Here is a 25716-nt window from a genome sequence, read left to right as displayed (position 1 = left end):
CTATTACTTTATATTTACCCAAACACTCTTCACTTCTGTATAGTTATCAAGCGCATATGAACCTAACTCACGGCCGATACCAGATTGTTTAAACCCACCAAATGGTGCCGCTGCATTTTCTAAGTTATAATCATTAATCCATACTGTTCCTGCCTTTAACTTATTGGCAACTTGATGTCCTGTTTTAATATTTTGTGTCCATACGCCCGCTGCAAGCCCATATGACGAACGATTTGCTCTTTCGATGACTTCTTCCGTTGAATCAAATGGAAGGATAACGACAACAGGACCGAAGAGTTCTTCCTTAACTATCGTCATATCGTCCGTAACATCTGTGAATACTGTTGGCTGTACAAAATAACCTTTTTCAAATGCACGTTCACCACCAGCAGCAACAGTCGCGCCTTCAGCTTTTCCTTGTTCAATGTAATGTAGTACACGCTCTTGTTGCTTTTTAGATACGAGTGGACCCATTTCCGTTTCCTTCTCCATACCTGCTCCAAGTTTCACGTTATTCGCCATTTTTACTAGTTCATTTACAACTGTTTCGTAATGTTTTCGGTGAACGAACACGCGAGATCCAGCACTACAATTTTGGCCGTGATTATACATAATACCTTGGAATGCGCCGTTAATCGCTTCTTCTAAATCAGCGTCTTCTAAAATGATATTTGGTGATTTACCACCAAGCTCTAACGTTACATGTTTAATTGTTTCTGCAGATTGACGCATAATATATTTTCCTGTAACTGTTGAACCTGTGAAGGCTACTTTATCAATATCATGATGGTTTACAATTGCAGCTCCCGCTTCAGGGCCGAAACCTGGCACAAAGTTTACAACACCTTTTGGAAAACCTGCTTCTTTAAAAAGTTTCGCTGTATATAATAACGATAAAGGCGTTTGTTCTGCTGGTTTTAATACGATCGTACAACCTGTCGCTAGTGCAGCTCCCATTTTCCAAGAAGACATAACGAGCGGAAAATTCCAAGGAATAATTTGTCCTACAACGCCAACAGGTTCATGGCGTGTATAATTTAAATAATCTTTTGAAATCGGAATTGTTTGTCCGATAATTTTCGTAGCCCATCCCGCATAATAGCGGTAATTTTCTACAGTCGCTGCAATATCATCATCCAGTGCTACTTGATATGGTTTCCCGTTATCTAAAGCTTCTAACTGCGCCAATTCTTCTCCATGCTCTTCAATTAAGTCTGCTAATTTATAAATAAGATGTGCTCTTTCAGCAGTAGTCATTTCTGCCCAAGGTCCTGATTCAAATGCAGATCTTGCCGCTTTTACTGCGACATCAATATCTTCTTCTTGTGCTTCGCATACGACAGCTAAAACATCTTCAGTTGCTGGATTGTATGTCTCAAATGTCTTTCCACTAATTGAAGGAACAAATTCACCATTAATAAACATTTTAATTTCTTCATTTAAAAACGCTTTCACTTTTGGTTTTAGTTCAATGTTTTTCGTTAACATATATGCTCTCCTCCTTATTTAAACAGCTGCATGAGCTGCAATTTTTGAAATAATCATTTGAAGCTTTTGATCCTCTTCTTCAGTTAATCCGAGTCTCGGATAGCGAGAAGGCCCTCCAGCTTGCCCGTGTAATTCCATTGAGCGTTTAACGATTTGTACATATTTTCCGGACCCTTCAAGAAACTCACAAAGAGGTAAAATCGCATCGTTTATTTCCCAAGCTTTTTCTAATTCACCATTTTGGAAATGCTCATACATTTTCGTAACAAGTCCCGGTACGATATTACCTGCTACTGAAACCCAGCCCGTCGCACCAACTAAATAAGATTCCATAACTAAATCTTCAGATCCACAGAATACTTGAAAAGCACCTTCGCCTTGTCTTACTAAATCTCTTGCTTTTCGAATATCTCCGCTAGATTCTTTAATATGTGTAACATTTTCACACTCTTTTCCAATACGTAGCATGAGTTCTGTACTCATATCAACACCAGATGTAAACGGGTTATTGTATAACATAATTGGAATATTTACAGCGTTTGAGATTTCTTTAAAATGAAAATATATTTCCTCTTCTTTCGGTTTACAATAATACGAATTTATAATTAATGCACAATCCGCTCCATGCGCTTCTGCATGTTTCGTATATTCAATCGTCTCTTTCGTCGTCTCCGCAGCAGTTCCAACAATAACTGGAATACGACCATCAACTTCTTTTAATACTGTTTCTACCATTTTAAATCGTTCTTCTTTTGACAAACTCACAAACTCTCCTGTGCTTCCGTTTATAATAATGCCAGCCACTTTTTGCTCAATAAAGTAGTTTACATTTTGTTTTACACCGTTCCAATTAATTTCTTGAAACTCATCCATCGGTGTGATTAATACTGGAAATGCCCCTTTAATTTTTTTCATATTTGTCTCTCCCTTTACCATTTTATTTTAATAAAAATCCTGTCGGAAACGGATCTGTAGAGTCTAATAGAAACGTCTGCATCCCTGTAATAAAACCTCTACTTTCAAAACGGAAAATGTAACCCAGTTCTTCCTTTTTCACTTTTTCAACTGTTATAAAACTATTACACATACTTTCATTTATAAAAGGTTTATCCGCTATATAATCATTTTTAAATAACGCGTGAACATAAGACACAATAGTAGAAACAAAACCTGGCGATCGTACGATAAAGTTATCTTCATGAAAGGTAATCGACTTTATATTGTTCTTTTCTTTTTGCGAAGAATCTACTAAAATAAGCCTTTTTATTAACGACTGTTTTTGTATAGCTTTTAGTGTACTTTCTCCCCATTTTTTCAATTCAGAAATGTTTTCAATATGAATTTCTGGTGAATACGCATCTTTTTCTACAACTGCGTATACTTTATCTGCCTGTATGAGAGAGTAACTTATATTTTCAACTTGTAAATTTTTCTCAATCATATAACATAATTTACTTTCAAACGAAACAGATACAACTTCATCATTCTCTACATACGCATGGACTGAAAATATGCCAGATAACGTTTCGATTTTGTATTGATTCGTCTCTCTCTTTTTTAAATACCCACTTTCTAGTAACATCGTTATGACTGCGACAATACCTCCGTAATGAAGAGGTATTGACCCTTCATGATTAAAAAACAATACAGCTGCATCAACTTCCGTATGAATAGAAGGAACGACGATACATCCATTTAAACCGATAAAACCACGTGGTTCATTTAATAAAAGCTGCATTTCTTCTGCTAATTCACCTGAAAATTGTTCGTTTAATTGTTCTAAATTGTAGTAGTACTTGCATGGTACATCTTTTATTACACGGAATGCCTCGCCATTTACGTGTACGTCTACTGCTGTATACATTTTTTGAATGTTCATTTTACATCCTCCGTTTCATGTTCCATCGGCGGAATTAGCAAAAAGCCTTCTTTCAGTGGATCCTTTTCATTGTAAAAAAATCTATGCATCCCCATAAGCCAAGCTGAACCTGTAATTTTCGTTACGACCGCTTCAATATTTTCAACATTTGTCGTATTTATGACACACCCTTTAAATAAAGAACCAACGATACTCTCATGAACAAACTCTTCATCAATCTCAATTTTTTGATTCGCATATAATACCGCTAACTTCGCTGATGTTCCTGTACCACATGGAGAACGATCAATTCCTCCAGGCGGAACGACAACTGTATTTTTTACATGAGCGCTTTCATGAGTAGGATCTGTATAAAATTCAACATGGGTTAATCCTCTAATAAACGAATGCTCTGGATGAATGATTTCAAATTTCTCATTAATGATATTTCTTATATGAATTGCCTTATCTATGATTGTAGATGCGTTTTCTGGTACTAACTCTAACCCTACTGATTTCGCATCGATAATGGCATAAAAATTCCCTCCATACGCAATATCAGCCTCTACAGTTCCAATGTCTTCGACGTCTACTGTAATATTTTTCAGTAAAAAAGCTGGAATGTTACAAAAGGAGACTTCTTTCGCTTTTCCATCTTGAACAGAAATATTTACTTCAACTAAGCCGGCGGGCGTATCTAACTTTAGCGAAGTAATCGGTTCAACTACCGGAATTAAACCTGATTCAATTAAAGCTGTACATACTCCAATTGTATCGTGGCCACACATCGGTAAATATCCGCCTGTCTCTATGTATATAACACCAATATCTGCTTCAGGATGACATGGATCTGTTAATAGTGCTCCTGACATTACATCATGACCACGCGGTTCATTCATTAACAATTTGCGAATCCAGTCATACTCCTTTTTCATATGTAACATCTTCTCTGCCATCGTCTCTCCTATTAACTTAGGCAGGCCGCTAATCACTGTTCTCGTTGGATTCCCTCCCGTATGTGTATCAATCGTTGTAAATACTCTTTGTGACCTCATCCGTTTAACACCCTTTCTGTAAAACGACTCAAACGAAGTGGTTCAATAGGAATGATTGTTTCTTTTTCGTTTAATAACTCTTCAATCACTTTTCCTGTAACTGCAGCAAGACTAATGCCATCCCCTTCATGCCCTGCCGCTATAAAGTAGTTCGGGATATGTTCCACACGTGAAATGATCGGCAAATGATCTTCTGTCCACGGGCGTAATCCAGCATAGGAACGAATCACCATCATATCCGCCATTTTTGGATAAAAACGTATCGCTCTATTCGCAATGCATTTGATAACCTCGTTGTTTATCTTCGTATGAAAACCTACAAACTCTCTACTACTACCAATTAAAAAATTTTGGCTTTCTGTCGGCTCAAATACAAGGGCTACCCCATATTTTTCAGTTAAAGCATCCACTTTTCGTTGTCCGCCAAATTTAGAAATTAAATAACCAAATTCCATTACTTTACGGCAACCAACGTGTTGTTGCCTTGAAGCTACAATAATATGCCCTTTTCTCGGTTCAATTGGGATATTTACATCCAACATTTGTCCGATTTTCGGAGCCCACACACCCGCTGCGTTCACCACTTGCTTCGCAGTAAACGTCCCATTTGTCGTTTCTACAATAAATGAACCGTCTATATCTCTTTTCATTTCTTTTACTTCCGTATGATTAAAAGCTTTCGTACCAAATTTCTTCGATTCTGCAAGAAGTGAAAAAGCAAGAAGATATGGATTTACAGTCGAATCTGTTGCGCATTCTAACCCACCTAATAAATCATCTGCAAAAAATGGCGATTCCGCTCTTATATCTTGCCTATCAAGCATTCGAAACGGTAAACCAGCTTCTTTTTGGCGATTCACCCATTGCTGCGCTGCTTCCATTTCTTCGTCTGACTCACATACGAGAATACTTCCTGGCGCCCTATATTCAAATGAGTGCTCTAACTCTTCACTTAAATCAGTTACTAATTTTTGACTTACTAACGACATTTGACTATCAAACCCTGGGTCTTTATCAATAGCCAAAATATTTCCGTCACATCGTGAAGACGTCCCACTGACAAATTCTCCTTTTTCAATAATTGTTACGTCTCTTCCGTATTTTGAAGTGTAATAAGCGATAGAACAGCCAATAATACCACCCCCTATTATTAAAACGTCACAGTGCCTCACGTAGCATCCTCCCTCCTTTTTACTCCCTCACTTTCTTTTATGCAATTGACGTGCCAACTGTACATATATACACTTTTTACAAAAAAATTTTTTATTTGTAAAAATATTTTAAATTTATCGTAAATAGGTGTATTATTTTTTTATCACTGTCAAAATTTTTATACATAACAGGAGGACAATATGGCATTCTCATTTCCCACAATAAAAGAATTTCTAAAAATTTTATCCATTGATCATACATGCAGCTTGCAACACATCCTGCAAGTTAACGAAAAGTATTATTACCGCTCTTCTACTGCAGAAGAATATAACTGTGCAGTAATATATGAAGATGACTCATTCACCGCATTAATTGACGCGTTTTCTAATGAAATAGTCGTTATCATAATGAACGAAAATAAAGAGCCTTTATGCTGTATCACGACTCAGCAAATCATTCCGTTTCTTGTTAAGTCATACAATGAACTCCATTCTTTTTATAACACCGTAATACAAACAACGGATTCTTCCGTTACAGTCATCGATGATAAAGAACGCGTTTGCACCTGGACAGATGGCGCCGAAAAGATCTTTTCAGTCAAGCATAATGAAATTATTGGGCAACCTATCACTCGTTTTTTTGACTATAAAGATTTGGAAATTTTGCAATCATTACATGACGGAAAAAGTATAATCGCTCAGTTCCATCAACCTCGTCCAGATTTGTTCGTATTAATTAACTCAAATCCAGTTTATTGTAACGGTGAAATTATAGGAGCAGTCGTTTCAGAAACTGACGTTACAAATCAAGTCGCATTAAATGAAAAACTATTCAATATGTCACATGAAATGCACCGTTTAGAACAAGAAGTAGCAAAGTATAAAGATGAATCAGATCCTTTTCTTGCGATGAATGGAAAGAGCCCCGTTATACAAAGAACAATACAATTAGCTAGAAAAGTTTGTTCGGTGAAATCAACCGTTTTAATACTCGGTGAAAGTGGTGTTGGAAAAGAAGTATTTGCGAAAGCAATTCATGAAGCTAGTGAGGCAGCGAAGGCCCCTTTTATTTCGATTAACTGTGGTGCCATTCCAGAGGCGTTATTTGAAAGCGAATTATTCGGGTATGAGCGCGGGGCGTTTTCTGGTGCAAATAGTAAAGGTAAGAAAGGTAAAATAGAGCTCGCCCAAGGCGGCACATTATTTCTTGATGAAATAGGAGAAATGCCGCTAGATATGCAAGTGAAGCTTTTGCGCGTACTACAAGAACGAAAATATTACCGAGTTGGTGGAGAAAAAGAGATTCATATTGACTTCCGTATTATCGCTGCTACCAATCGTGATTTACAAGAAGAAATGAGAAAAGGCACGTTCCGAGAAGATTTATACTATCGCCTAAATGTAGTTAGTTTGCATATTCCACCGCTGCGCGAAAGACGCGAAGATATTATTGAATTAACCTATTCTTTCCTAAACGATTTTTCAATCAACTATAACAGACCCATTCGCGACTTACCTTCAAGCATTATGCATGAACTGCTTCATTACAATTGGCCAGGTAATATTCGCGAGCTCCGTAACGTTATTGAAAGACTTGTCGTATTTGCGACTGACGGTATTATAAAGCAAGAATATTTACCATTTCATACAACCGAAACTTTAGATAATCATGCGGCTCATTCCTTATTACTCAGCAACAATCATACAATCCTCTCTTTGCAAGAAGAGATGGAGGAACATGAGAAAAAAGTCATTGAGAGGGCTTTACGCATTTTAAATGGGAATAAATTAGAATGCGCAAAACAGCTTGGTGTTACGAGAGCCACCTTATATAATCGTTTAAAAAAGCTTGGGTTACAATAAACCTTCCCTCCTCTATATTGGCATAGTTTTTGCATTAAATAATTTGTGCAAATCGAACTAGAGGAGGAATACATATGACGAATAAAGATCACTTAATTGTTTGTCGATGTGAAGAAGTTACATACGGTCAACTTCAATCGACAATTGCTGATTATAAATGCTCGGCAAGAGAATTAAAACTAAGAACACGTGCTGGCATGGGTTTTTGCGGTGGCCGCACATGTAGAATGATGATAGATCGAATGATTGAAAATGCAAATCCAGGCGTAACTACAAATGATATTCCATTGAAATACCAACCACCAGTACGAGCAGTTACTTTTGGATCGGTAGGTGAAAGTAAATGAGTAGAATTACACATCACCCTATTTTAGGGAGTTTACATAATAGTAATCGCATCACTTTTCAATTTAACGGTCAACAATATGAAGCATATGAACATGAAACGATTGCAGCTGCTTTACTTGCGAACGGAATAAGAACATTAAGAGTGCATGAAGATAGCGGGACACCACGAGGTATTTACTGTAATATTGGACATTGTTCTGAATGCCGCGTCACAGTAAACAATCAAGCAAACGTACGAGCATGCTTAACTGTTGTAGAAAACGATATGGTTGTTATTAGTGGTAAACAACATCCAAATATCGTGAGAGAGATGGTGAAAAAGCGATGAACGATGTCATTATTATCGGTGCTGGACCCGCGGGTTTATCAGCCTCTATCTCTTGTGCACGCTTTGGACTAAAAGTACTTGTTATTGATGAATTTATGAAGCCTGGCGGGAGATTGCTCGGACAATTACATCAAGAACCTACTAGAGAATGGTGGAATGGGATAAAAGAATCAAAACGCCTTCACGAAGAAGCAGAATCTCTTTCAGTTGATATTCGATGTGGCATTTCCGTCTATAATTTAGATAAAGATGAAAGTTCTTGGTTCATCCATACGAATATCGGTACGTTAGAAGCACCTTTCGTTTTACTTGCTACTGGCGCTGCGGAGTACTCTATCCCTCTTCCTGGTTGGACACTTCCTGGGGTGATGTCAATTGGAGCAGCTCAAGTTATGACGAATGTATATCGTGTTCAAGTTGGGAAAAAAGGAATCATTATTGGTGCTAACATATTGTCATTTGCCATTTTGAATGAATTACAATTGGCAGGAATTAAAGTGGAACATATCGTACTTCCTGAAAAAAGTGAATTAAGTCAACAGGCTGGTGAACCAGAAGAAGTTTTAAATTCTCTCTTACATGCTGCACACCTTGCCCCGTCACCTTTATTACGTGTAGGTAGTCGCTTCATGAAATATAACTGGGCTAAAAAAGCTGGATTAAATTTCTATCCAAATAACGGTATGAAAATAAATGGCACACCTCTTCACCTTCGAAAAGCAGCTCTTGAAATTATCGGTACAGATCAAGTTGAAGGTGTACGCATCGCTAATATTGATACAAAAGGAAACATCATCACTGGATCGGAACAAATATATGAGGCAGATTTCGTTTGTATTGCAGGTGGCTTATACCCTCTTGCTGAGCTAGCTGCTGTAGCTGGCTGTCCTTTCCATTACATTCCGGAATTAGGCGGGCACGTTCCTCTCCATTCTGAAACAATGGAAACCCCTCTCCCTGGTTTATTTGTAGCCGGTAATATAACTGGCATTGAAAGCGGGAAGATTGCTATGGCACAAGGAACTGTTGCTGGATATTCAATCGTAAAACAAGCAAATAAAAAATCCCCTTCGGTGGAACAACAATTGCAACAAGCAATCCAACATGTACATGCCGTACGTCAACAAGCTGCCATTCAATTTAACCAGGGTGTTGATGTCGGTAGACGGAAAATGAATGAAATTTGGCGTGATTATTCCCTTGCATTTGCACATACTAAAAAGAGCTGTTGAGAATACTCTCAACAGCTCTTTTCGCTACTCATCTGAGTTATTAAATTTCGCTAACGCGTAAATGCCCTCTTCATCATCCAATTCAAGTTGTAATCTTGCCGCAAATGAATTGACGTTATATTCTCTGTCAAGTAATAAGCGTAGTGCTTCGATTAAGTTCGCTTGAATTAAAATTTGCTGGCGACCATTTACCTCTACTTCAGCAGAGAAACCATAGTCATCGTCGTACATAAGTTCAACTAAAACTTCTTCTGGACCAACTTGTCTTTTTTCAGCGATATATACGCAAAGGGCATTGATCAGTTCTTGTTCAGAAATTTTTATCGTTTCCATGCTACTTCATCTTCCTTTTTCTTACGTTGATCTTTGAAGTATTTAAATGCACGAATTGCTAACATTACGATACCAGCCATTACTAACATATTTACCATAAACGCTAATACAGAACCAAGAGCTCCCATATTTGCAAATAAGCTACCCATTAGTAAACCACCAAGACCACCTAGTAATAAACCTTTCATAAAGCTTCCTTTATTACTTTTTGGTGCTGTATTTGTTGCTTTTGTTTTTGAATCTGGAGTCGTTTTTTGAGAATTTACATTTGAGTCTTTTTTGTTTAAATCAACTTTTGATTTTTGACCTGAACTTGGTGTAAATGACTTTTTACCAGATTTGTAACTCTTCGCTGCTGCGTGATCTACAAACATGAAGCTACTAGCTCCAAAGATAACCATGAATGCTGTCATGACTGCTACAAGTTTTTTCAACATATTATATCCATTCTCCTTTTATATAGATATATGTGAAATCTACCTTTCTAGTAAATTCAGAATGATAGATTTATTTTTAAAAACATTTTAAAGGTTCTTATGAACTTATTATATGAACTTTTGTCGAAATATGCAAGTGTTATTTACTTCCGACAGTTTGGTGACAAAGGAAAAATTAAGCAAAACAGAATTGACTTTAAATGAAACAAAACATATTATAGGTTCATAAGAACTTTTTATTATTTATGGAGGTGAAAAGATGGAAACATTTCATCTCACACGAAACGAAATGGCTACCCTTCTTCTATCATTAAGAGGATGGAATACGAAAAAGCCTCTCGGTATTTTACAAGAAGCTTGGGCAAAGTCACATAAAAAAGATATTGAAAGCGGACAAAGCGTAACTGCTTTTATTACTACCGCACTTTCACCTATTTTTGAAAAACTGATAAAAATTGACGATACAGACGTCGGTTTCTCTTTAAATGAAATAGTCGCGCTTGGCAATCAGATTGAAAACACAAGTTTCTCTGTAACTGCTATGCAAAACTGGGTGAAACGAGATATAAAAGAAATGATTGGCTCTCCTCAAAAAGGAAAAAAATATTCAATTGAACAAGCAGCCTTACTATTCATTGTTGAAGATTTAAAAACAGCACTTGATTTTGAATCCATTCGTAAGCTATTACGCCTTATCGTAAATGATCCAGCCGATCGAAGTGATGACTTAATCAATCCTGTTCATTTATATGGAGCATACTCTTCTCTATTTGAAGAACTCAATCAAGGGAATTGCTTACAATTAAATGCAACAGATACAATCCATACAATTGAAAACATCGTAAAAGAAAGAGCTGATAAAATTGCAAGCAAGTTCGATCAGGTTAATAACGAGCAACGCGAAGCAATCCGTAACGCCATTATTATCGCCACACTTTCTGTACATACCGCTTATGTACAAATGTTAGCGAAACGTTACGTAACAGCAACTTTATTTTTACAGAACTTAGATGTGAAGCCGTAAAAAATAGGAGCAGAAATGCTTCTATTTTTTTATAACGAAAACAAGCATCAACCTGTTACATACTTAGAACAGGTTGATGCTTATTTCTCTAGGTATTAATTATAAAAACCATAATCGCCTATTATATTTCGAACAACTTTTCGCGATAGATTTAACGCCTTCATCTTCGTAACTCTTTATAAATTTCGATTTGAGCTTTTGAGCTATTAGCAAAACTTAACCAATCCTGTCTCACATTACTAATGTTTTCAGTTACCAAAAGTTCAACGATATCTAAATGTGAAACATTCGTTGTTATCGGTTTATTTATACCATTAACTTTAGCACCTGACATATATTTAGCAATCTCAGGGTTTAATGCGAAAGCAAAATCAATTACAGTTGAACCTTGCGGTAAGTTCACGGAATCTAACTTAGGAGTAAATGCTACAATGTTATCTTGAAATAGTTCATATGAAACTAAATCATAAAATTCAATCGCATCTTGAGTTACTAGATCATTTGTCTTAATAAAATGATCCATCAATTTATGAATTATATTTTGCATATCCTTATCAGTTATACTTTTTGTAAGAATATGAAATACCCCTTTATATCGTCTCTCCTGATTTATTTTTGTTTCAATCCATATCACTATTTCATGGTTATCGATTACCACTTTGGTCTTTAAGTATTTGTTTAACACATCACTTTCAATTGCTATATTATCTTCAAATTGATATGGAATTGGTTGGTATAGTTGATGTATAACTCCTAATATTTTATAACAGTCTAAATTATTTGAGGCCGTGATAATTATTTTTGACACCGCTGTAATGTCTTGAATATCTTGGAGACGAGAATAGGCTGTATAAATAGGGCTTACTTCATAGTTAACTTCAAATATTAAAGATGGATTTAGAAAATTATTTATATCTTGCATGATATTTTGAGACAAACCTTCTAATAACTTAACATAATTTTGTAAAAGAATTTTCATTCCCTTATATTTAGAATGGTTAAGGTAATAAAAACCTAAATCTTCTAACTCGTGTTGAATATGTAATAGCCCTAGTCTTTTACAAATCGGAGCGAAAATTTTGAGTGTTTCATTTGCATAAGGAACTTGTTTCTTTACAGCTTTCACCTGTAAAGTTCTCATGTTATGTAGACGATCTATCACTTTTATAATAGCTACTCTTATATCTCCTTGCGTAGCTAACAATAATTTCTTTAAATTCACTGCTTCATACTCTTCTTTATTAGGGGTTTGTTTTTTATCAATTTTAGTTAACCCTTCTACAATATCAGCCACTTTTTTACCGAATATATCACGTATATACTCGATTGTATAATCTGTATCCTCCACCACATCATGTAATAATGCTGCAACTAAAGTTATTATATCTGCCTTACAATCTAACAAAATTTCTGTAACTGCAAATGGATGAGTAATATACGGCTCACCAGAAACGCGAAATTGTCCTTCATGCGCTTTCTCGGAAACTAATATAGCTTTATGTAATTGTTCTAATTCTGCTTTATGTAGATATGAGGCCTTTTCTAATAATGTTTTTTTCATATTTTCACCTTCATCACGTTAATTTTCTATAAAAATTTTATTACCATTATAATTCGTTATTCGAAAGTGAAGTACCTGTCTAGGTGATAAGGGAATTTCTAAATCAACTCAAATTGAATACGCACATTTTTTTGTAGGTAACCTTACTATCTCTCGAATAAAAGGTGATTTTCTATAATATCCTCGTCCAACATCGTGTAGAAGGGCTATAGTAGATACTAGCTTTCGTTCATATTTAGATAAATGTATGTCACCAATCTCAGTAAGATGTTCTATCACTTTATTTACTAGCACATATACACCTATCGAATGTTCTTCCCTCGTATGTATGGCGTTCTCATGTAAAAAATAAGTATGTCCTTGTTGTTTAATATTCGCCAATCTTTGAAACTCTTTTGTATCTATCAATCGAGGGATATCTCTATCACGAATAGAGATTGGTCCATATATCGGCTCTGTAATATACATACGTTCTCCTCCTATTTTTATAAATTAAAGACTCGTAAAATCATACTTAATTTTCAGTTTACTTTCATTAATATATGAGAAATTTTTAATAAACTTTTCATTATCTCTTCATGAAAATTGAACTTATATGCTTTACTATAATACTTATAAAGGACATAAAAGAATTGAAATAGCAATCCCCTATACAAATAAGGTATAATCTACATATAGTGAACCTTTTATGTAGTTAAATAAAGGGGCATATATTCAAAAATACATAAACTAGAAGGTGCAACAATGGTAAGTAGTTTTATTCATTCAGTATTAACGTTTTTTGAAGGATTAGGTTATTGGGGCATTATGCTTGGACTTATGATTGAGATTATCCCAAGTGAGATTGTCCTTGCTTATGCGGGATACTTAGTATTCAATGGTAGTATCTCATTTTTAGGCGCAATTGTATTTGGTACAATTGGCGGTGTTATTGCCCAAATCTTTATTTATTGGATTGGACGATACGGTGGACGACCTATATTAGAACGATACGGAAAATATATTTTCATTCATAAAAAACATATAGATGCTGCAGAAGATTGGTTTAATCGTTACGGAACTGGCGTCATTTTTACAGCACGCTTCATTCCAGTAGTGCGCCATGCGATTTCAATTCCTGCTGGTATTACAAAAATGTCATTCCTACGTTTCACTACATTAACAGCACTTGCAATCATCCCTTGGTCTATCATTTTCATTTATTTAGGTGAAAAACTAGGTGAGAATTGGGAAAATATTAACGATGTTGCTGGACCATATGTGAAATCATTCGCAATTGGTGGCGTCATACTTATTCTTTTATACTTCGTTATAAAAAAATGGACAAAAAAGCGTAAAAATCTTGCGTAAAAATATAAATAAAAACCGCTATACATTTTATTACAAATGTTAGCGGTTTTTATTATAGGCTTGATTATATATTAGAAATTGCTTTATTTCTTCTTTATGCTTTAAGTCATGCTGAATGAGTGAGGAAAAATAATGGTTTAGCCTCACTTTTTTAGTACCAAATTGATAGTCATTGTCAACTACCCTCACTGAGATAAAGCCTTTCAGTGGGGCTTGAGTTCGAACTCTAGGTCTTTTCGTCTATCGCTAGACAGTTTGACGCTCTAGCATTCATGCCACCTTATGGTAACACCCCAAGTATGTTTTTGGTTGGTACTGGCAACGAACGATTGTTTTCCCACTTGCACCACCCTTTCAAAAAAGAGCAATTCTCCCGTGTGGAAGAAGCCACCACTCAGATGAATCCGGCGTGTGCTACAAGCCCCGATAAGTCGCGTACACATGGATGGTTGACGCACCCACTAAGCTATGCGCGAAGCAACAGCCTTACGTTTTTGCACTTCTAATAGAATCGGCGTTTTCATTTTCAGATTGTCATCCAATTGTACAACTCCTGACTTTTTCAATGTATTCAGCGCACCATTCATATCAGCATGGATACATGTTCCTGCTTTACTTTGATACAGACCACGCGTAATTCGTTTGCCACTAAAGCGATACTGTGTCTTATCATCCTTAGACCAAACCGGAACCGGATCTTTATCAAGAAAACTAGCTTTTGAAGTATAGCTTTCTTCTTGTTTAAAAAATCGGATGCCTTCTTTTACACATTTATTCTCAATCGCTGCAATCAATTTTTGAAATGGGATTTGCACAAACTTTTGATTATTCTTTTTCCCCATATGAGATTTTTGTTTCCAACCAGCGTTATACCCTACAACAATCGTATCTAAATTGAATTCTTTCACTTTTTTGAACAATAGACCTACCGTTTGTGCAATGTAACCGTTTATTTGTCGTTCTCGTTTATGCCAAAGTGCGGCCATTTTATTCGTTACAATACGTTTTGAAATTCCATTGTCCATATTTTTCTGCCCTAGATTACATATCATTTTGTTGAAGTATTGATTTATGGATTTTAGTTTTTTTCCATCAATTAAGAAGGCATCACCTGTATGGGTTACGCAACTTACTAATCTGTCTACACCTAAATCGCAACTCAAAGCGTTACTCGTAGTCGTGGATGGTTTCTTCATTTGAGAAACGTGCATTTCATATGTATAATGCACCTCAAAGAACCGACCTTTTTGCTTCGGTACAATCTCAATGTAGGAGATGTTTTTATTTCTTAAATTTTTTGGCATACGTATTTGAATAGAACCGAATTTTTTTCTGAATGCAACATTCATTGGAATGATCCAATACCCGTTCTCATCCACTTTTGGCACTTGATAGATTTCAATGATTCGTTTGTCAGTGGAACGAGAATAATTTGGAAACTTAGGACGACCTGTGAACTTCTCGGGATTTTTCTTCCACTGTTCCATTGCCTTAAAAAAGCTCTTCACTTCTGTAAATAAGGATCTACGAATCGCTTGAACAGAGTTTGATTGAACTCCTGGGTAGTTCATATCATTTTGCATGGCAGTGTCCACTTCTTTTACAGTAGCCATCCTGTTATGATTCAAGTAACTTTGTTTCATCGTGTATAAGCCAACATTTCGCAACGCTTTTGAACTATGCGACATGCGCTGAAGTAAACGAAATTCTTTTGCAGTCAGACTAGCTCGTCCGATATTCTGTTTCTGCGTGAATCGTTGCATGTTTTCTCTTTTCTTTTGTTTCCGTAATACTTTCACTGCTTTCTTTCTAGCCATTGTTTTCACAACCTTTCTTAGAGGGAGTATTAAAATTATTTTTGACAAATTAATATTTAGAAAGAAATGGAACAAGTAGCTGAATGAGAATCATTATCTAATTTCGTTGTCTTACAATCCACTCCCTCCTTATCTAAGCAGATTATATCGTAAAACGAAAAAAACATTCGCACTGAGAAAATTACTATGAGCGAAACAAGAGAGTTCAGCCTACCTGCTGACGGCAATTCATCTCCACCTGAATTGTTGGGTTTCACCCGTAACACAAATCAGATGGAGTCTTCTTGCCGAAAAGGATAAAAAGCCTCCATAATTATGTGGATAAGCTACAATTCACTCATTCATTTCGTATATTATCTCAAAAAGGAGTGATTCCCCTATGCATTGGCAACAAAAAATACAATACTTAATCGGACGCCCTATCGGTATTTCCTTCATTAATGGGCAAGGAACCTCTGGTGTATTATGTTCAGCACATGATGGTCAATTGTATGTATATGAATACCTTTATCAAGCGCAGTTCGCAATGAAACATTATGATTTTAGACAAATTCAAGATATACACGCCTTTCCGAATTGCCCACATCAAAATACTCTATACTAAAAAAGAACAGCTTATAGCCGTTCCTTTTTCTCCACACTTATTTCTCAGTATAAAAGTTTTGCACTGCTTCATCAAAGTAAATCCAGCCTTTCCACCCTAAATGAATTGTATCTTTTAAGAAATACTTATCATATTCATGGCCAGAGAAATCGACTACTGGATACCCTGCTTTCTCAACTTGTTCCCGAACTTTTTTATAATACACTTCGCGGCGTTCTTTAGGGAAGCCAGCATAATCATACCACGGTCCGTTTACAGGTACAGAAATAAAGAGCGGCTTGACACTTTTCTCTTTAAAAATATTTAAAACAATTTGTAAGTCATCATATTCTGGTGATTCTTCATACGATTCATTTGCTCTAAAGTTTTTTAAACCTTTTAATTTTTTCTTTAAATTATGTTTATAGTAATACGGATTTTCAATTCCGAATGTGTTTGTAGTAGATTCCGCTTTCCCTTCTTCTTCCGCATGTTTACGTGCATCTACCCAAGAAATTGAACGTAGTCCCACATTTGTTTTTTCTTTCATCGGCTCAATCTTAAATATGGAGTTAAATAAATCTCTATGATCTAAAATATTTCGATGCATATAAGCAAGTGGTTTAACTAAGCCCGCTTTTACGTTATGTTTCGTATCATTATATACAATACCTTCTAAGGAATTTTTTAACATATCATCTTCTTGAACAACTTTATAATCTAATAGTCGTTTCGCAATTTGCTTCTTCATTTCTACATTTATTTTATCATTAAAAATAAAATGATATGCTTGTTGTTTGGAGAAATTGTTCGTAAAATCCCCTTGGGAAACCCCAGTCTTTGTAAACCATTGTGGCGATAAAACAAAGACTACTTTTTTACCTTCTAACTTATCCATAGTAGACGTCATATTTAATATATGAGCTAAACTTTGTGTACCGCCAATTCCGATTAAATATGGCGTAAAACCTGCAGGATTCACTTTGAAGTAATTAGATGGATGATATGCATCCATTCGTAAAAATTCAGATGAACCGTACATCGGTAAATACTGCGAATTCTCTAACATTTTCTGTTGCAAGAATACACTTTGTAATTTTTCTTTTTGCAAGGAAGTTGCCGCATCTTCTACCTTCTTATCACTAATAAGTGATACTAAACTTTTCGATGGGATGAGTATGATAATGAAAAAAAGCACACACGCTAAAATTATCGGACCAAAAGCATGCTTCATTTTCATCGTCTCTTCCTCTTTCTCTCACGATTAAATTGTAACCCTTGTCTTTGACACGTCATCATTTCTCTCCTTTTTCTCTATACATGTTCCATTCTATTTATCTATCATATACATGTATGCATTTCTTTCCTTGTTCTATTAAGCCCTACATAATAGCACAAGAAAATGTTTCCATAGAAACACGTTAATTATACAAGATTCTACATAAATTTCACACTGCAAATTTACTAATAATTTTATTTTTAAGACATGAAAAAATATATGAAATGTCCATAATCCATCAGGTGTTATATTAAATTCAAAATAAGATAAAAAATAAACCACTTAGACAAGTGTCCAAGTGGTTGGAAAGAGACGCTATAGCATCTCCTTTTTATTACTATTCTTTCAAATTCAGTATCATATGTAGTAGATAAGCCGAATTTGGAAAAAACTATCTGATATACATAGAATCAGGTACGGACATTAAATAATAGAAAAAGACTCCAATTATTCCACTAGTAAAAATAATAAATCCCATATTGCGTATGCCTTTAATTTTTGACTGTAAACCTATAAGTCCTGATAGTAGCCCAGTTAAAGAAAATAGGATCCAATATAACTCGGCTGGGACGTCAAGATATTGACTACCCTCAACGCCCAGCCCCCAAAAAATATAAGGCAGTACGACAAAGGAAACACTGAGTAATCCCATAATACTCACGAGTAATTTATGATATTTGACCCCTGTTATTATTAAATAAATCCCACCCGCAAATCCGCATAATACGAGATAAGGTGTGTATAGTATCCAAAGAAGACTTAAGATGAGCATATGTAAGTTCCTCCTATTTTTTGGTCATTGTAGTCTATTGATTTTCTGAATCTGCTACTAATTTTTCAAGATGACCGAGTGCTTCTTCTAAATCAAACGAGTTAAACAAACGATAATCTTGTTTATCTAAAATACGATAATGCTGACTAATTAGATTTTGTTGTAAACGAAAGTTCCCTTTTTCTTGAATCTGTTTCCACCAGACTTTTCCTCCTAGTGTTTTCTGTTTGGTATTGTTCATATTTTTATGTGCTAAAGTTGCAATGACTACTAATGGATCATCTCCTAGACTAGACTGTAAAACCTCGCTATCCCTAAACAATGCACAAATTGCTACGGTATTGGTCCACCCTGCATTTGTTCGTCCCTTCTCAATTTGAACGAGTGTTTTTTTTGAAATACCAAGAACTTCAGCCATTTTATCCTGTGTGTATCCTTTCTCCGTACGAATTAACTTTACTTTTGTTGATATGAGTTCGATTGTGAGCTCTTTATTCAATTCCTTACCCTCCATAAGTAACTTTTGTTTTATTTAGTGTAATTTTACACCACATCTATTTTGTTATCAACTTATTCCCTTTACGTTAACTTCAATGTATTGAAATCGATCCTCATTTACGATTATCATCTTACCAATTATTCTTTTTACTCACATAAGCTCTATTGCATATTAAATGGATTTTTTTGCTACTCCTGACGCATATCCATTCCCCCAATATTTCGAATCAAGTAGATTATATCGCGAGCAATTTATATAACTTTACATAAGAAAAACAGACCACCACACGTGGAGTCTGTTTTCTCATCCTTTATTTTTGTACATCTGCCCACTTTAAACTTGTTGCTGGTCCAAATTGATGTACGTATAAATCTTTCACATACGGCTTTTGTAAGTAAGATAATCCACGCTGAAATACTGGCGCAATTACCGCATCATCCAGCAACATCTTTTCAGCATCTTGCAATGCTTTCCAACGAGTTTTTTCATCATTACCTAATTCTGCTTTAATCTTCTTAATTAACGCATCATATTCTGGATTTGCATATTCAGTATTGTTCACACTGCTTCCAGAAAGGAATACTTCTAAATATGTCATTGGATCTGGATAATCTGGCAGCCAACGTGATAATGACATTTCATATTCTTTCTTTTTCTCTAGCGCCAGCTTTTGCGTATGTGGCTGTAATTTTACATTTACCTTTAAACCTGGTAAGTTTTTCTCTAGCTGTTCTTTAATGTATTCTCCTACTTTCTTAAAGTTTTCTAAATCGTAGTTTAATAACTCAAGCGTTACTTCATTTGTACCAGTCTCTTGCTTCGCCTTTTCCCAATATTCTTTCGCCTGTTTCACATCCGTTTTATTAAACTCACCTGCCGTACTTCTAAAATCTTTCTTATCTGGACCTTTTAAAAATCCTTTTGGCACGTAATAGTTTGCAGCAACCGATCCATCATTTAAAAATGAAGTCGCAAGTCCTTTCTTATCAAACACTGTACTAAGCGCAAGACGTGCATTTTTATTTTTAAGAATCGGCACATTTTCATTAAATCGGAAGAAGTACATAACTGGATCTGTATATTGTTTAAGCTCTTTATTATTTTTATATTTATCTACGAATTCAGTTGAAATGACGGCTCTATCAACTTTATCTGTTTCATATAAATTTACCGCAGTTGAAATTTCTTTAACAATTTGATAGTTTACTTCATCTAACTTCACTTCTTTTTTATCCCAATACTTATCGTTTTTCTTCATTGTAAAGCTCGCTTCATGCTTCCAATCAGATAGTGTAAAAGGCCCATTATATACCGCTTTATTTGCTTCTAATCCGTATTTATCACCTTGTTCTTTCGCATATTTTTCGTTAATCGGATAGAATGATGGTAAAATAAGTAATTTTGTAAAATACGGTACAGGATGTTCTAACTCTACAACGAACGTTTTATCATCCTTCGCTTTCACTCCTAATTCCTCTAACCCTAGCTGTTTCTTATTTATTTTCTCCGCATTTTTCACATCGTATGCAATGTATGCATATTGAGAAGCAGTATCCGGATTAATAAGCTGCTTCCAAGCATATACGTAATCTTGCGCTGTTACTGGATCTCCGTTAGACCATTTCGCATCACGTAAGTGGAATGTATATGTTTTTCCATCTTTGCTCACTTCATATTTTTGTGCTCCAGCTTCAATCACTTCATCATTTTTCGATAAGCGGAATAATCCTTCCATTACGTTATTTAAAACGTTAAATGATACTGCATCTGTTACTTTCCCTGAATTTAATGACGGAATTTCACCCGTTTCTAGTAACTGTAATACTTTTTTCTCATCTTTCGGCTTTGTCGCTGTTTTTTCTTTTGCGCAGCCAACTAAAATTGAAGAAACTAATAGAGTACTAACTAATGAGTAACGAACAACTTTTTTCATTTGAAAACCTCCCTCTATTTTTTAAGGTAAGTAACGACGAGCACCAGCGTATTCTTCTATATATCCTGGTGTATTTAGTGGTATAATCTCTACCGATCTTTCAGCTCTTGGTGAGTGAATCATATTTCCGTCACCAATATACATAGCAACGTGATGAACACTACCTTTCCCTTGATCATGTGCGAAGAAAATTAAATCTCCTTTTTGTAAATGTTCTTTATCAACTGCAACTCCATTTCTCGATTGCGGTCCAGAATCTCGCGGAATGGTAATACCGTGCGATTTATAAATTGTATGTGTAAATCCAGAGCAATCAAATCCGAAGCCACTTGTACCAGCCCATATATACGGTAATCCTAAAAACATTTTCCCTGTGTTTATTAAATCATCGGCTGCCGGAGTTGGAATATCATTTTGAGAACGATAAACCGTTCCATCATTTTTTCGTAGCCAAGCTTTCTGTCCATTTGGTAACAACACGCGATATGAAATTGTATCTTCACTTAGTAGCGGCAGTCGCGTATTATAGCTCACTTCAAGCGATTTATGTTTTTCAGAAGGATTTATATATAAAATTGCTGTCGGTTTCGTTACTAATACGAAAGGTTCATTTGTTTTATCTGCAAATTCTTGATTATATGTTAACTGTTTTTCAGGCATCCACCCTGGGTAACCTTCCTCATTTCGTGGTGTTGGCTGACCATGGACTAACACTTTCACCCAGTCCCCTTTTTTATCAACAACCGTTACTTCTTGACCTAATAGCGCTTGCGTTTCTAATTTATTTGCATTTGTTAACCAAAGTTTTTCATCAAGCGTCATCGATTTCGTCCACTTCCACAAATCAACTGGATTTGTAGCGCTTGGTACATCAATTGGCCGTAATGAATCAGGTGCAGTCCAAAGTGTTGCGGCAGACACATCGATAAACGCCGTACTATCTTTCTTCTCTTCAGCATGTGCTGATGTAAACGATGAAAATATAAATAAAGTTGTTAAAAATGCAGTTCCTACTTTTTTCATACATATCCCCCTTAAAAGATAGTTTACTAGTCTTTTCTCCTAAGATTTACTATTCACTGTCGATTGAAGGTTTACCTTTGACCCAGAATAAGTCATTCCTTCTGGTTCTTCCATTAACCAAAGCGGTGCATCGAGATCGAAGTAATGAATATTAGGATGGGCAGCTGCTAAATGGGCTACAGCACTAACAGAAAGTGAGGATTCCATCATACTTCCGACCATACATTTTACACCAGCTGTTTCAGCGATATCGGCAATACGCCAAGCTTCACGTATACCACCGCATTTCATTAATTTAATATTAAGCAAGTCTGCATATCCTCCTTGAACGATTTTCAATGCATCACCCGCTGAAAATATGCTTTCATCTGCCATAATAGGCGTTTGTACATGATCTTTGACGTACTTTAAACCATCCCAATCTTTCGCATGAACAGGTTGTTCAATAAATTCAATATTTAAATTACGATTTTCCATCTCTTTAATGATAGAAACTGCCTCTTTTGGATTCCACCCTTGATTTGCATCTAATCGTAACGTCGTATTTTTTGGTATGCTATTTCGAATCGCCTCAATACGTTCTAAATCTAAAGGGGCAGATTTCCCCACTTTAATTTTCAAAGTTTGAAATCCTTTTTCTACATGTTGCTTTGCCTCTTTCGCCATAATGAACGGTTCATCTACACTTACAGTAATATCTGTGTGAATTTCTTTTTTTCCACCTAATAATGCGTAAAGTGGAACGTTATGATATTGACAATACACATCATATAAAGCGATATCTACCGCCGCTTTTGCACTTGGATTTCCAATACAACTCATTTGAATGTGCTGTAGTAACTGCTGAAACTGAATAATATCTTGACCAATTAAACTTGAACGCATCGGCCCTAAAATTGCTTCTTCAATCCCACTAGCGAAATCCCCCGTAATAACTGGTGTTGCAGCTGCAGCACCCTTGCCAATAATTCCTTCATCTGTATGAATATATACGTCTATACTTTCTATTTCGGTTACAATACGAAGCGCCGTTTTAAACGGTGTATGCAGATTTACACGTCTACGATTTACTTTTACATCAGTAATTTTCATTTTGTTCATCCTTTCATTGTCTGGCAAAATGGAACCTTAATTCTCAATGATTTTGGAGCAATAAATCTCCTCTTTTGCCTACTTTTCATGTAGAAGGTTAGTGGGAAATAAAAAAATCCAGCCATAAGAAGATTCTTACGGCTGGATTTTGTCTAGGAATGTGTAGACAAAGCAGCGATTTGATTATATTTTTTCTGTGCATCTTTTAATGCTACAAGTAGTGCTTTTTGAGACGAACCGAAATAACGATCTTTTATTTCCGTTACTAATTCTGGGTCATTAATATTTTTATGTAGAAATAAATATTTAACAAATTGAGATGTTAATGCAATTGTCGCTGAGCAATCTGCATCTACAATTTCCCCAGTCTCCTTAACAAGTACAAACGCTACAAAATAGCTTTTAAACTTTTCGGTAATGGGATTATTTTGAGGTGCTTTCGCATCCCCTACGACATAAATTGTATTTGAAGCGTACACAGCTCTCTTCCTTTCTAATACGGGATAACGGTTTTTTTAATAGTCGTATAAGTGATAAACTCAACATGGATTAAAAAATGTATCCGCTTACCTTGTATTATAATACAATTGACAGAATTTTAACAACATTTATTTTCGTATATATTCCATAAGTACAAAAACAGCTCGAGCTCTTCATTTTTACAATATGTAATTGTTTCTTGTACCATGACATTCATACATGAAAAAACAGCTAGCTATTGCTAACTGTTCTATTACACTACTTCGGCAACATAAATATAGTTTCATTTGATTTAGAAAATTGATATTCTTTTCTCGCAAAATTTAAAATTTCTTCTTCATCGTCTGTTAAATTTTCTATGTTAGTCTTTAAAGAAGCCTCATCTTTCTTTAAAGAAACCAATTGTTTTTTTTGGTTCGTTATTGTATCTTTTTTTTCTACAATTATTTCTTGTTGTTTCGTTAAAATAAATTGAACGTACAAAGTAGCCGCCGCAATAAATATAAACATGAATATAAATCGCCTTAGTTTTTTCTTATTAATTGCTCGATTCTCATTAGACTGTGATAGTTGTTCTTGTATATTAGGAACATTTATTCGCTTGAGTTTCCTCATTTTGAAATCCCCCTAACACATATATTTTCACTACCATCGACATGATTTCTTATTAACTTTAATTCTATTCTTATAAAATAAGCTCCTTCACAAAAATATCTCACTAATTAACCAATTAAAGATAGCATTCGACGACATTTCTATATTTTTGTTGCATTTTTTTATGTATACTGCCATAAAATAGTAGTTTCTGTTATTCTTTTTCTACTATTGTAGAAGAGTTTTTTTACATACAAATTTCTCCTTGTTTTAACATGATTACAAGGAGAAAAGAAATGCATTGTCGTACATTTGATAAAACCAAAATGACTATTTAAGAGCTTAAGCTTAGAGCATAGATCATACCTATATACACTTAAAATAAGAAAAAAGCCCAATTTGGGCTTTTTTAATTTTGTAAATCAATATCATATTCCATACTTTTTGCCGTATCCTCAGCAACCTCCACACCTAACAAATTTTTCACAATATGAAATGACATGTTAATACCTGCTGAAATCCCTGCCGATGTAATAATGTGCCCTTCATCTACAAATTTCACATTCTCCATTACTTCTACATTCGGAAAATCTTTTTTGAAAGTTTGAATACTAGCCCAATGTGTTGTTGCTTTTAACCCTTCCAGTAAACCAGCTTTCGCGAGTAATAACGCTCCAGTACAAACTGAAGTCATTAGCTTTACTTCTTTCATTTGCTGACGAACCCAATTGATTATAATATCATTTTTCACTTCATTTTCCCGAACACCTTTACCACCTGGAATAAGTAAAATATCAACTGGTGGTAAATCTTCAATACTATAATCCGGCTGTACCTTTAATCCGTTTCTTGCTGTAATCATTTCTCCATTTTGACTAACTGTATAAACAGTAAATGGTTTTTCTTCATCCGCTTCGGTTACAGAAAAAACTTCAAATGGCCCTGCAAAGTCTAACACTTCTACATCATCAAATAAAAATATACCTACACTCCATTTATTCATCATATGTTCACTTCCTGGTGCAAATAATGTAAAAGGTGCTCATGTCCTTTTTCTAATGCAATATCATAGGCTGTTTTTCCATCATTTTTCTCAATCATCTTATTAGCTCCATTTTTAAGAAGCAATACAATAATTTCTTCATTCCCTAATAATGCTGCTTCGTGGAGACCCGTCCAACCACCACTTTGTATAACATTTACATCTGATCCTTTTTCAATTAAGAAAGCAACAAGTTCAATTTGCTTATTCGCTATTGCCGCTTGTAAAGGTGTATTTTCGTTTTCGTTTTTTGCTCTAATATGTATATCTGCACCACTTTCTAAAAGAAAACTCGCTAACTTTTTTTGTCCAAAATAAGCCGCTAAATGAAGTAGCGTCCACCCATCTTCACTAAATTCATTAACTGCACTTGGATTCGTCTTTATAAAATCCACCACTTTTTCCTTATTACCACTTATAACAGCTTGTGTTATTGATTGTAAAATTTCCATAATAATCTCCCATCATTCAAAATATTTAATTACACTCTTCTATATGTTCTATTGATTGTTATATTTTCCTGTCAACACAACAGTTTACATAATAATATTATCTATCTGATTTCTATCTTTTG

General features: G+C 35.2%; 26 protein-coding genes and 1 pseudogene. 7 read left to right on the top strand and 20 right to left on the bottom strand.

The features are described 5' to 3' along the window. Positions 1-3 precede the first annotated feature (3 nt). From MR079_RS01740 to MR079_RS01720, 5 genes are read right to left on the bottom strand one after another with little or no spacing between them, the layout of a single operon-like run. Positions 4-1488 (bottom strand): aldehyde dehydrogenase family protein, encoded by a 1485-nt coding sequence (locus MR079_RS01740; protein ID WP_242293357.1) that lies wholly within the window; start codon positions 1486-1488, stop codon positions 4-6. A gap of 18 nt (positions 1489-1506) precedes the next feature. Then, positions 1507-2424 carry a 4-hydroxy-tetrahydrodipicolinate synthase gene (gene dapA, locus MR079_RS01735; protein ID WP_242293356.1) on the bottom strand — a complete coding sequence of 306 codons (918 nt, stop codon included), beginning with the start codon at positions 2422-2424 and terminating at the stop codon, positions 1507-1509. 1 nt (position 2425) lies between these two features. Next, on the bottom strand, positions 2426-3367 hold the full coding sequence (locus MR079_RS01730; RefSeq protein ID WP_242293355.1) for a proline racemase family protein: 942 nt from the start codon (positions 3365-3367) through the stop codon (positions 2426-2428). Further along, the gene (locus MR079_RS01725) at positions 3364-4401 is read right to left on the bottom strand and encodes a proline racemase family protein (RefSeq protein ID WP_139865844.1); all 1038 of its coding nucleotides are present in this window, start codon (positions 4399-4401) and stop codon (positions 3364-3366) included. The genes MR079_RS01730 and MR079_RS01725 overlap by 4 nt, the downstream gene beginning before the upstream one ends. Beyond that, positions 4398-5573 (bottom strand): NAD(P)/FAD-dependent oxidoreductase, encoded by a 1176-nt coding sequence (locus MR079_RS01720; protein ID WP_139865845.1) that lies wholly within the window; start codon positions 5571-5573, stop codon positions 4398-4400. Before MR079_RS01720 ends, MR079_RS01725 begins: the two co-directional genes overlap by 4 nt. Before the next feature lie 180 nt (positions 5574-5753). Here MR079_RS01720 and MR079_RS01715 point away from each other — a divergent pair, with 180 nt between their 5' ends. The 4 genes from MR079_RS01715 to MR079_RS01700 all read left to right on the top strand — a co-directional run bounded on the left by MR079_RS01715 (position 5754) and on the right by MR079_RS01700 (position 9323). Then, positions 5754-7415 (top strand): sigma-54 interaction domain-containing protein, encoded by a 1662-nt coding sequence (locus MR079_RS01715; RefSeq protein WP_242293354.1) that lies wholly within the window; start codon positions 5754-5756, stop codon positions 7413-7415. 74 nt (positions 7416-7489) lie between these two features. Then, entirely contained in the window at positions 7490-7762 is a 273-nt protein-coding gene (locus MR079_RS01710) for a (2Fe-2S)-binding protein (RefSeq protein ID WP_016717714.1), read from the top strand. Further along, complete coding sequence (locus MR079_RS01705) at positions 7759-8091, top strand: (2Fe-2S)-binding protein (protein WP_242293353.1); 333 nt, start codon at positions 7759-7761, stop codon at positions 8089-8091. Before MR079_RS01710 ends, MR079_RS01705 begins: the two co-directional genes overlap by 4 nt. Further along, on the top strand, positions 8088-9323 hold the full coding sequence (locus MR079_RS01700; protein ID WP_242293352.1) for an NAD(P)/FAD-dependent oxidoreductase: 1236 nt from the start codon (positions 8088-8090) through the stop codon (positions 9321-9323). Before MR079_RS01705 ends, MR079_RS01700 begins: the two co-directional genes overlap by 4 nt. A gap of 24 nt (positions 9324-9347) precedes the next feature. Here MR079_RS01700 and MR079_RS01695 read toward each other — a convergent pair whose 3' ends face one another. Both MR079_RS01695 and MR079_RS01690 read right to left on the bottom strand, forming a co-directional pair. Further along, a complete protein-coding gene (locus MR079_RS01695; protein WP_000447759.1) occupies positions 9348-9656 on the bottom strand; it encodes a YxcD family protein in 309 nt (102 codons plus the stop codon). Continuing rightward, a complete protein-coding gene (locus MR079_RS01690; protein ID WP_000914477.1) occupies positions 9644-10093 on the bottom strand; it encodes a hypothetical protein in 450 nt (149 codons plus the stop codon). The genes MR079_RS01695 and MR079_RS01690 overlap by 13 nt, the downstream gene beginning before the upstream one ends. A 259-nt stretch (positions 10094-10352) precedes the next feature. On the opposite strand from MR079_RS01690, the gene MR079_RS01685 reads away from it, so the two are divergent. Continuing rightward, positions 10353-11117, top strand: coding sequence for a DUF1836 domain-containing protein (locus tag MR079_RS01685; protein ID WP_000447224.1), 765 nt, complete (start codon positions 10353-10355; stop codon positions 11115-11117). 160 nt (positions 11118-11277) lie between these two features. Here MR079_RS01685 and MR079_RS01680 read toward each other — a convergent pair whose 3' ends face one another. Together MR079_RS01680 and MR079_RS01675 are read right to left on the bottom strand one after the other, a co-directional pair. Further along, positions 11278-12678 carry an HD domain-containing protein gene (locus MR079_RS01680; protein ID WP_242293351.1) on the bottom strand — a complete coding sequence of 467 codons (1401 nt, stop codon included), beginning with the start codon at positions 12676-12678 and terminating at the stop codon, positions 11278-11280. A gap of 174 nt (positions 12679-12852) precedes the next feature. After that, positions 12853-13146 (bottom strand): annotated as a pseudogene (locus MR079_RS01675) (HD domain-containing protein); the annotation flags it as partial. A gap of 276 nt (positions 13147-13422) precedes the next feature. Here MR079_RS01675 and uptA point away from each other — a divergent pair. Continuing rightward, positions 13423-14028, top strand: a complete 606-nt coding sequence (gene uptA / locus MR079_RS01670) for an undecaprenyl phosphate transporter UptA (RefSeq protein ID WP_139865848.1) — start codon at positions 13423-13425, stop codon at positions 14026-14028. Between the two features lie 461 nt (positions 14029-14489). Here uptA and MR079_RS01665 read toward each other — a convergent pair whose 3' ends face one another. Beyond that, a complete protein-coding gene (locus tag MR079_RS01665) occupies positions 14490-15845 on the bottom strand; it encodes an RNA-guided endonuclease TnpB family protein (RefSeq protein ID WP_139865849.1) in 1356 nt (451 codons plus the stop codon). A 379-nt stretch (positions 15846-16224) separates the two neighbouring features. On the opposite strand from MR079_RS01665, the gene MR079_RS01660 reads away from it, so the two are divergent. Continuing rightward, positions 16225-16449 carry a hypothetical protein gene (locus MR079_RS01660; RefSeq protein ID WP_000558704.1) on the top strand — a complete coding sequence of 75 codons (225 nt, stop codon included), beginning with the start codon at positions 16225-16227 and terminating at the stop codon, positions 16447-16449. Positions 16450-16486: 37 nt separating this feature from the next. Here MR079_RS01660 and dltD read toward each other — a convergent pair whose 3' ends face one another. The 10 genes from dltD to MR079_RS01610 all read right to left on the bottom strand — a co-directional run bounded on the left by dltD (position 16487) and on the right by MR079_RS01610 (position 25594). Next, a complete protein-coding gene (dltD, locus tag MR079_RS01655) occupies positions 16487-17668 on the bottom strand; it encodes a D-alanyl-lipoteichoic acid biosynthesis protein DltD (RefSeq protein ID WP_242293350.1) in 1182 nt (393 codons plus the stop codon). A gap of 430 nt (positions 17669-18098) precedes the next feature. Continuing rightward, complete coding sequence (locus MR079_RS01650; RefSeq protein WP_139865853.1) at positions 18099-18479, bottom strand: ammonia permease; 381 nt, start codon at positions 18477-18479, stop codon at positions 18099-18101. A 34-nt stretch (positions 18480-18513) separates the two neighbouring features. Next, entirely contained in the window at positions 18514-18978 is a 465-nt protein-coding gene (locus tag MR079_RS01645; protein WP_242293349.1) for a helix-turn-helix transcriptional regulator, read from the bottom strand. A 310-nt stretch (positions 18979-19288) separates the two neighbouring features. Next, a complete protein-coding gene (locus MR079_RS01640) occupies positions 19289-20911 on the bottom strand; it encodes a peptide ABC transporter substrate-binding protein (protein ID WP_242293348.1) in 1623 nt (540 codons plus the stop codon). 21 nt (positions 20912-20932) lie between these two features. After that, a complete protein-coding gene (locus MR079_RS01635) occupies positions 20933-21934 on the bottom strand; it encodes a C40 family peptidase (RefSeq protein WP_139865856.1) in 1002 nt (333 codons plus the stop codon). A 39-nt stretch (positions 21935-21973) separates the two neighbouring features. Further along, positions 21974-23035 carry a dipeptide epimerase gene (locus MR079_RS01630; protein ID WP_242293402.1) on the bottom strand — a complete coding sequence of 354 codons (1062 nt, stop codon included), beginning with the start codon at positions 23033-23035 and terminating at the stop codon, positions 21974-21976. 143 nt (positions 23036-23178) lie between these two features. Continuing rightward, the gene (locus tag MR079_RS01625; RefSeq protein ID WP_242293347.1) at positions 23179-23505 is read right to left on the bottom strand and encodes a DUF3870 domain-containing protein; all 327 of its coding nucleotides are present in this window, start codon (positions 23503-23505) and stop codon (positions 23179-23181) included. A gap of 259 nt (positions 23506-23764) precedes the next feature. Further along, entirely contained in the window at positions 23765-24121 is a 357-nt protein-coding gene (locus tag MR079_RS01620; RefSeq protein WP_139865859.1) for an FtsB family cell division protein, read from the bottom strand. A 388-nt stretch (positions 24122-24509) separates the two neighbouring features. After that, complete coding sequence (locus tag MR079_RS01615; protein ID WP_139865860.1) at positions 24510-25106, bottom strand: DJ-1/PfpI family protein; 597 nt, start codon at positions 25104-25106, stop codon at positions 24510-24512. Continuing rightward, positions 25103-25594: an ankyrin repeat domain-containing protein gene (locus MR079_RS01610; protein WP_242293346.1), complete on the bottom strand. Its 492-nt coding sequence runs from the start codon at positions 25592-25594 to the stop codon at positions 25103-25105. Before MR079_RS01610 ends, MR079_RS01615 begins: the two co-directional genes overlap by 4 nt. Positions 25595-25716 lie beyond the last annotated feature (122 nt).

The sequence above is a fragment of the Bacillus cereus group sp. BfR-BA-01381 genome (assembly GCF_022663555.1).
GTDB lineage: Bacteria > Bacillota > Bacilli > Bacillales > Bacillaceae_G > Bacillus_A > Bacillus_A pacificus.
Note: the sequence above shows the minus strand (reverse complement) of the source record. Positions and strands in the feature narration are given on the sequence as shown.

Excerpts from the sequence above, each read along its gene's own strand:
- MR079_RS01740 (WP_242293357.1), bottom strand. The coding sequence starts at position 1,488 with ATGTTAACGAAAAACATTGAACTAAAACCAAAAGTGAAAGCGTTTTTA.
- dapA (WP_242293356.1), bottom strand. The coding sequence starts at position 2,424 with ATGGTAAAGGGAGAGACAAATATGAAAAAAATTAAAGGGGCATTTCCA.
- MR079_RS01730 (WP_242293355.1), bottom strand. The coding sequence starts at position 3,367 with ATGAACATTCAAAAAATGTATACAGCAGTAGACGTACACGTAAATGGC.
- MR079_RS01725 (WP_139865844.1), bottom strand. The coding sequence starts at position 4,401 with ATGAGGTCACAAAGAGTATTTACAACGATTGATACACATACGGGAGGG.
- MR079_RS01715 (WP_242293354.1), top strand. The coding sequence starts at position 5,754 with ATGGCATTCTCATTTCCCACAATAAAAGAATTTCTAAAAATTTTATCC.
- MR079_RS01710 (WP_016717714.1), top strand. The coding sequence starts at position 7,490 with ATGACGAATAAAGATCACTTAATTGTTTGTCGATGTGAAGAAGTTACA.
- MR079_RS01705 (WP_242293353.1), top strand. The coding sequence starts at position 7,759 with ATGAGTAGAATTACACATCACCCTATTTTAGGGAGTTTACATAATAGT.
- MR079_RS01700 (WP_242293352.1), top strand. The coding sequence starts at position 8,088 with ATGAACGATGTCATTATTATCGGTGCTGGACCCGCGGGTTTATCAGCC.
- MR079_RS01695 (WP_000447759.1), bottom strand. The coding sequence starts at position 9,656 with ATGGAAACGATAAAAATTTCTGAACAAGAACTGATCAATGCCCTTTGC.
- MR079_RS01690 (WP_000914477.1), bottom strand. The coding sequence starts at position 10,093 with ATGTTGAAAAAACTTGTAGCAGTCATGACAGCATTCATGGTTATCTTT.
- MR079_RS01685 (WP_000447224.1), top strand. The coding sequence starts at position 10,353 with ATGGAAACATTTCATCTCACACGAAACGAAATGGCTACCCTTCTTCTA.
- MR079_RS01680 (WP_242293351.1), bottom strand. The coding sequence starts at position 12,678 with ATGAAAAAAACATTATTAGAAAAGGCCTCATATCTACATAAAGCAGAA.
- uptA (WP_139865848.1), top strand. The coding sequence starts at position 13,423 with ATGGTAAGTAGTTTTATTCATTCAGTATTAACGTTTTTTGAAGGATTA.
- MR079_RS01665 (WP_139865849.1), bottom strand. The coding sequence starts at position 15,845 with ATGGCTAGAAAGAAAGCAGTGAAAGTATTACGGAAACAAAAGAAAAGA.
- MR079_RS01660 (WP_000558704.1), top strand. The coding sequence starts at position 16,225 with ATGCATTGGCAACAAAAAATACAATACTTAATCGGACGCCCTATCGGT.
- dltD (WP_242293350.1), bottom strand. The coding sequence starts at position 17,668 with ATGAAAATGAAGCATGCTTTTGGTCCGATAATTTTAGCGTGTGTGCTT.
- MR079_RS01650 (WP_139865853.1), bottom strand. The coding sequence starts at position 18,479 with ATGCTCATCTTAAGTCTTCTTTGGATACTATACACACCTTATCTCGTA.
- MR079_RS01640 (WP_242293348.1), bottom strand. The coding sequence starts at position 20,911 with ATGAAAAAAGTTGTTCGTTACTCATTAGTTAGTACTCTATTAGTTTCT.
- MR079_RS01635 (WP_139865856.1), bottom strand. The coding sequence starts at position 21,934 with ATGAAAAAAGTAGGAACTGCATTTTTAACAACTTTATTTATATTTTCA.
- MR079_RS01630 (WP_242293402.1), bottom strand. The coding sequence starts at position 23,035 with ATGAACAAAATGAAAATTACTGATGTAAAAGTAAATCGTAGACGTGTA.
- MR079_RS01620 (WP_139865859.1), bottom strand. The coding sequence starts at position 24,121 with ATGAGGAAACTCAAGCGAATAAATGTTCCTAATATACAAGAACAACTA.
- MR079_RS01615 (WP_139865860.1), bottom strand. The coding sequence starts at position 25,106 with ATGATGAATAAATGGAGTGTAGGTATATTTTTATTTGATGATGTAGAA.
- MR079_RS01610 (WP_242293346.1), bottom strand. The coding sequence starts at position 25,594 with ATGGAAATTTTACAATCAATAACACAAGCTGTTATAAGTGGTAATAAG.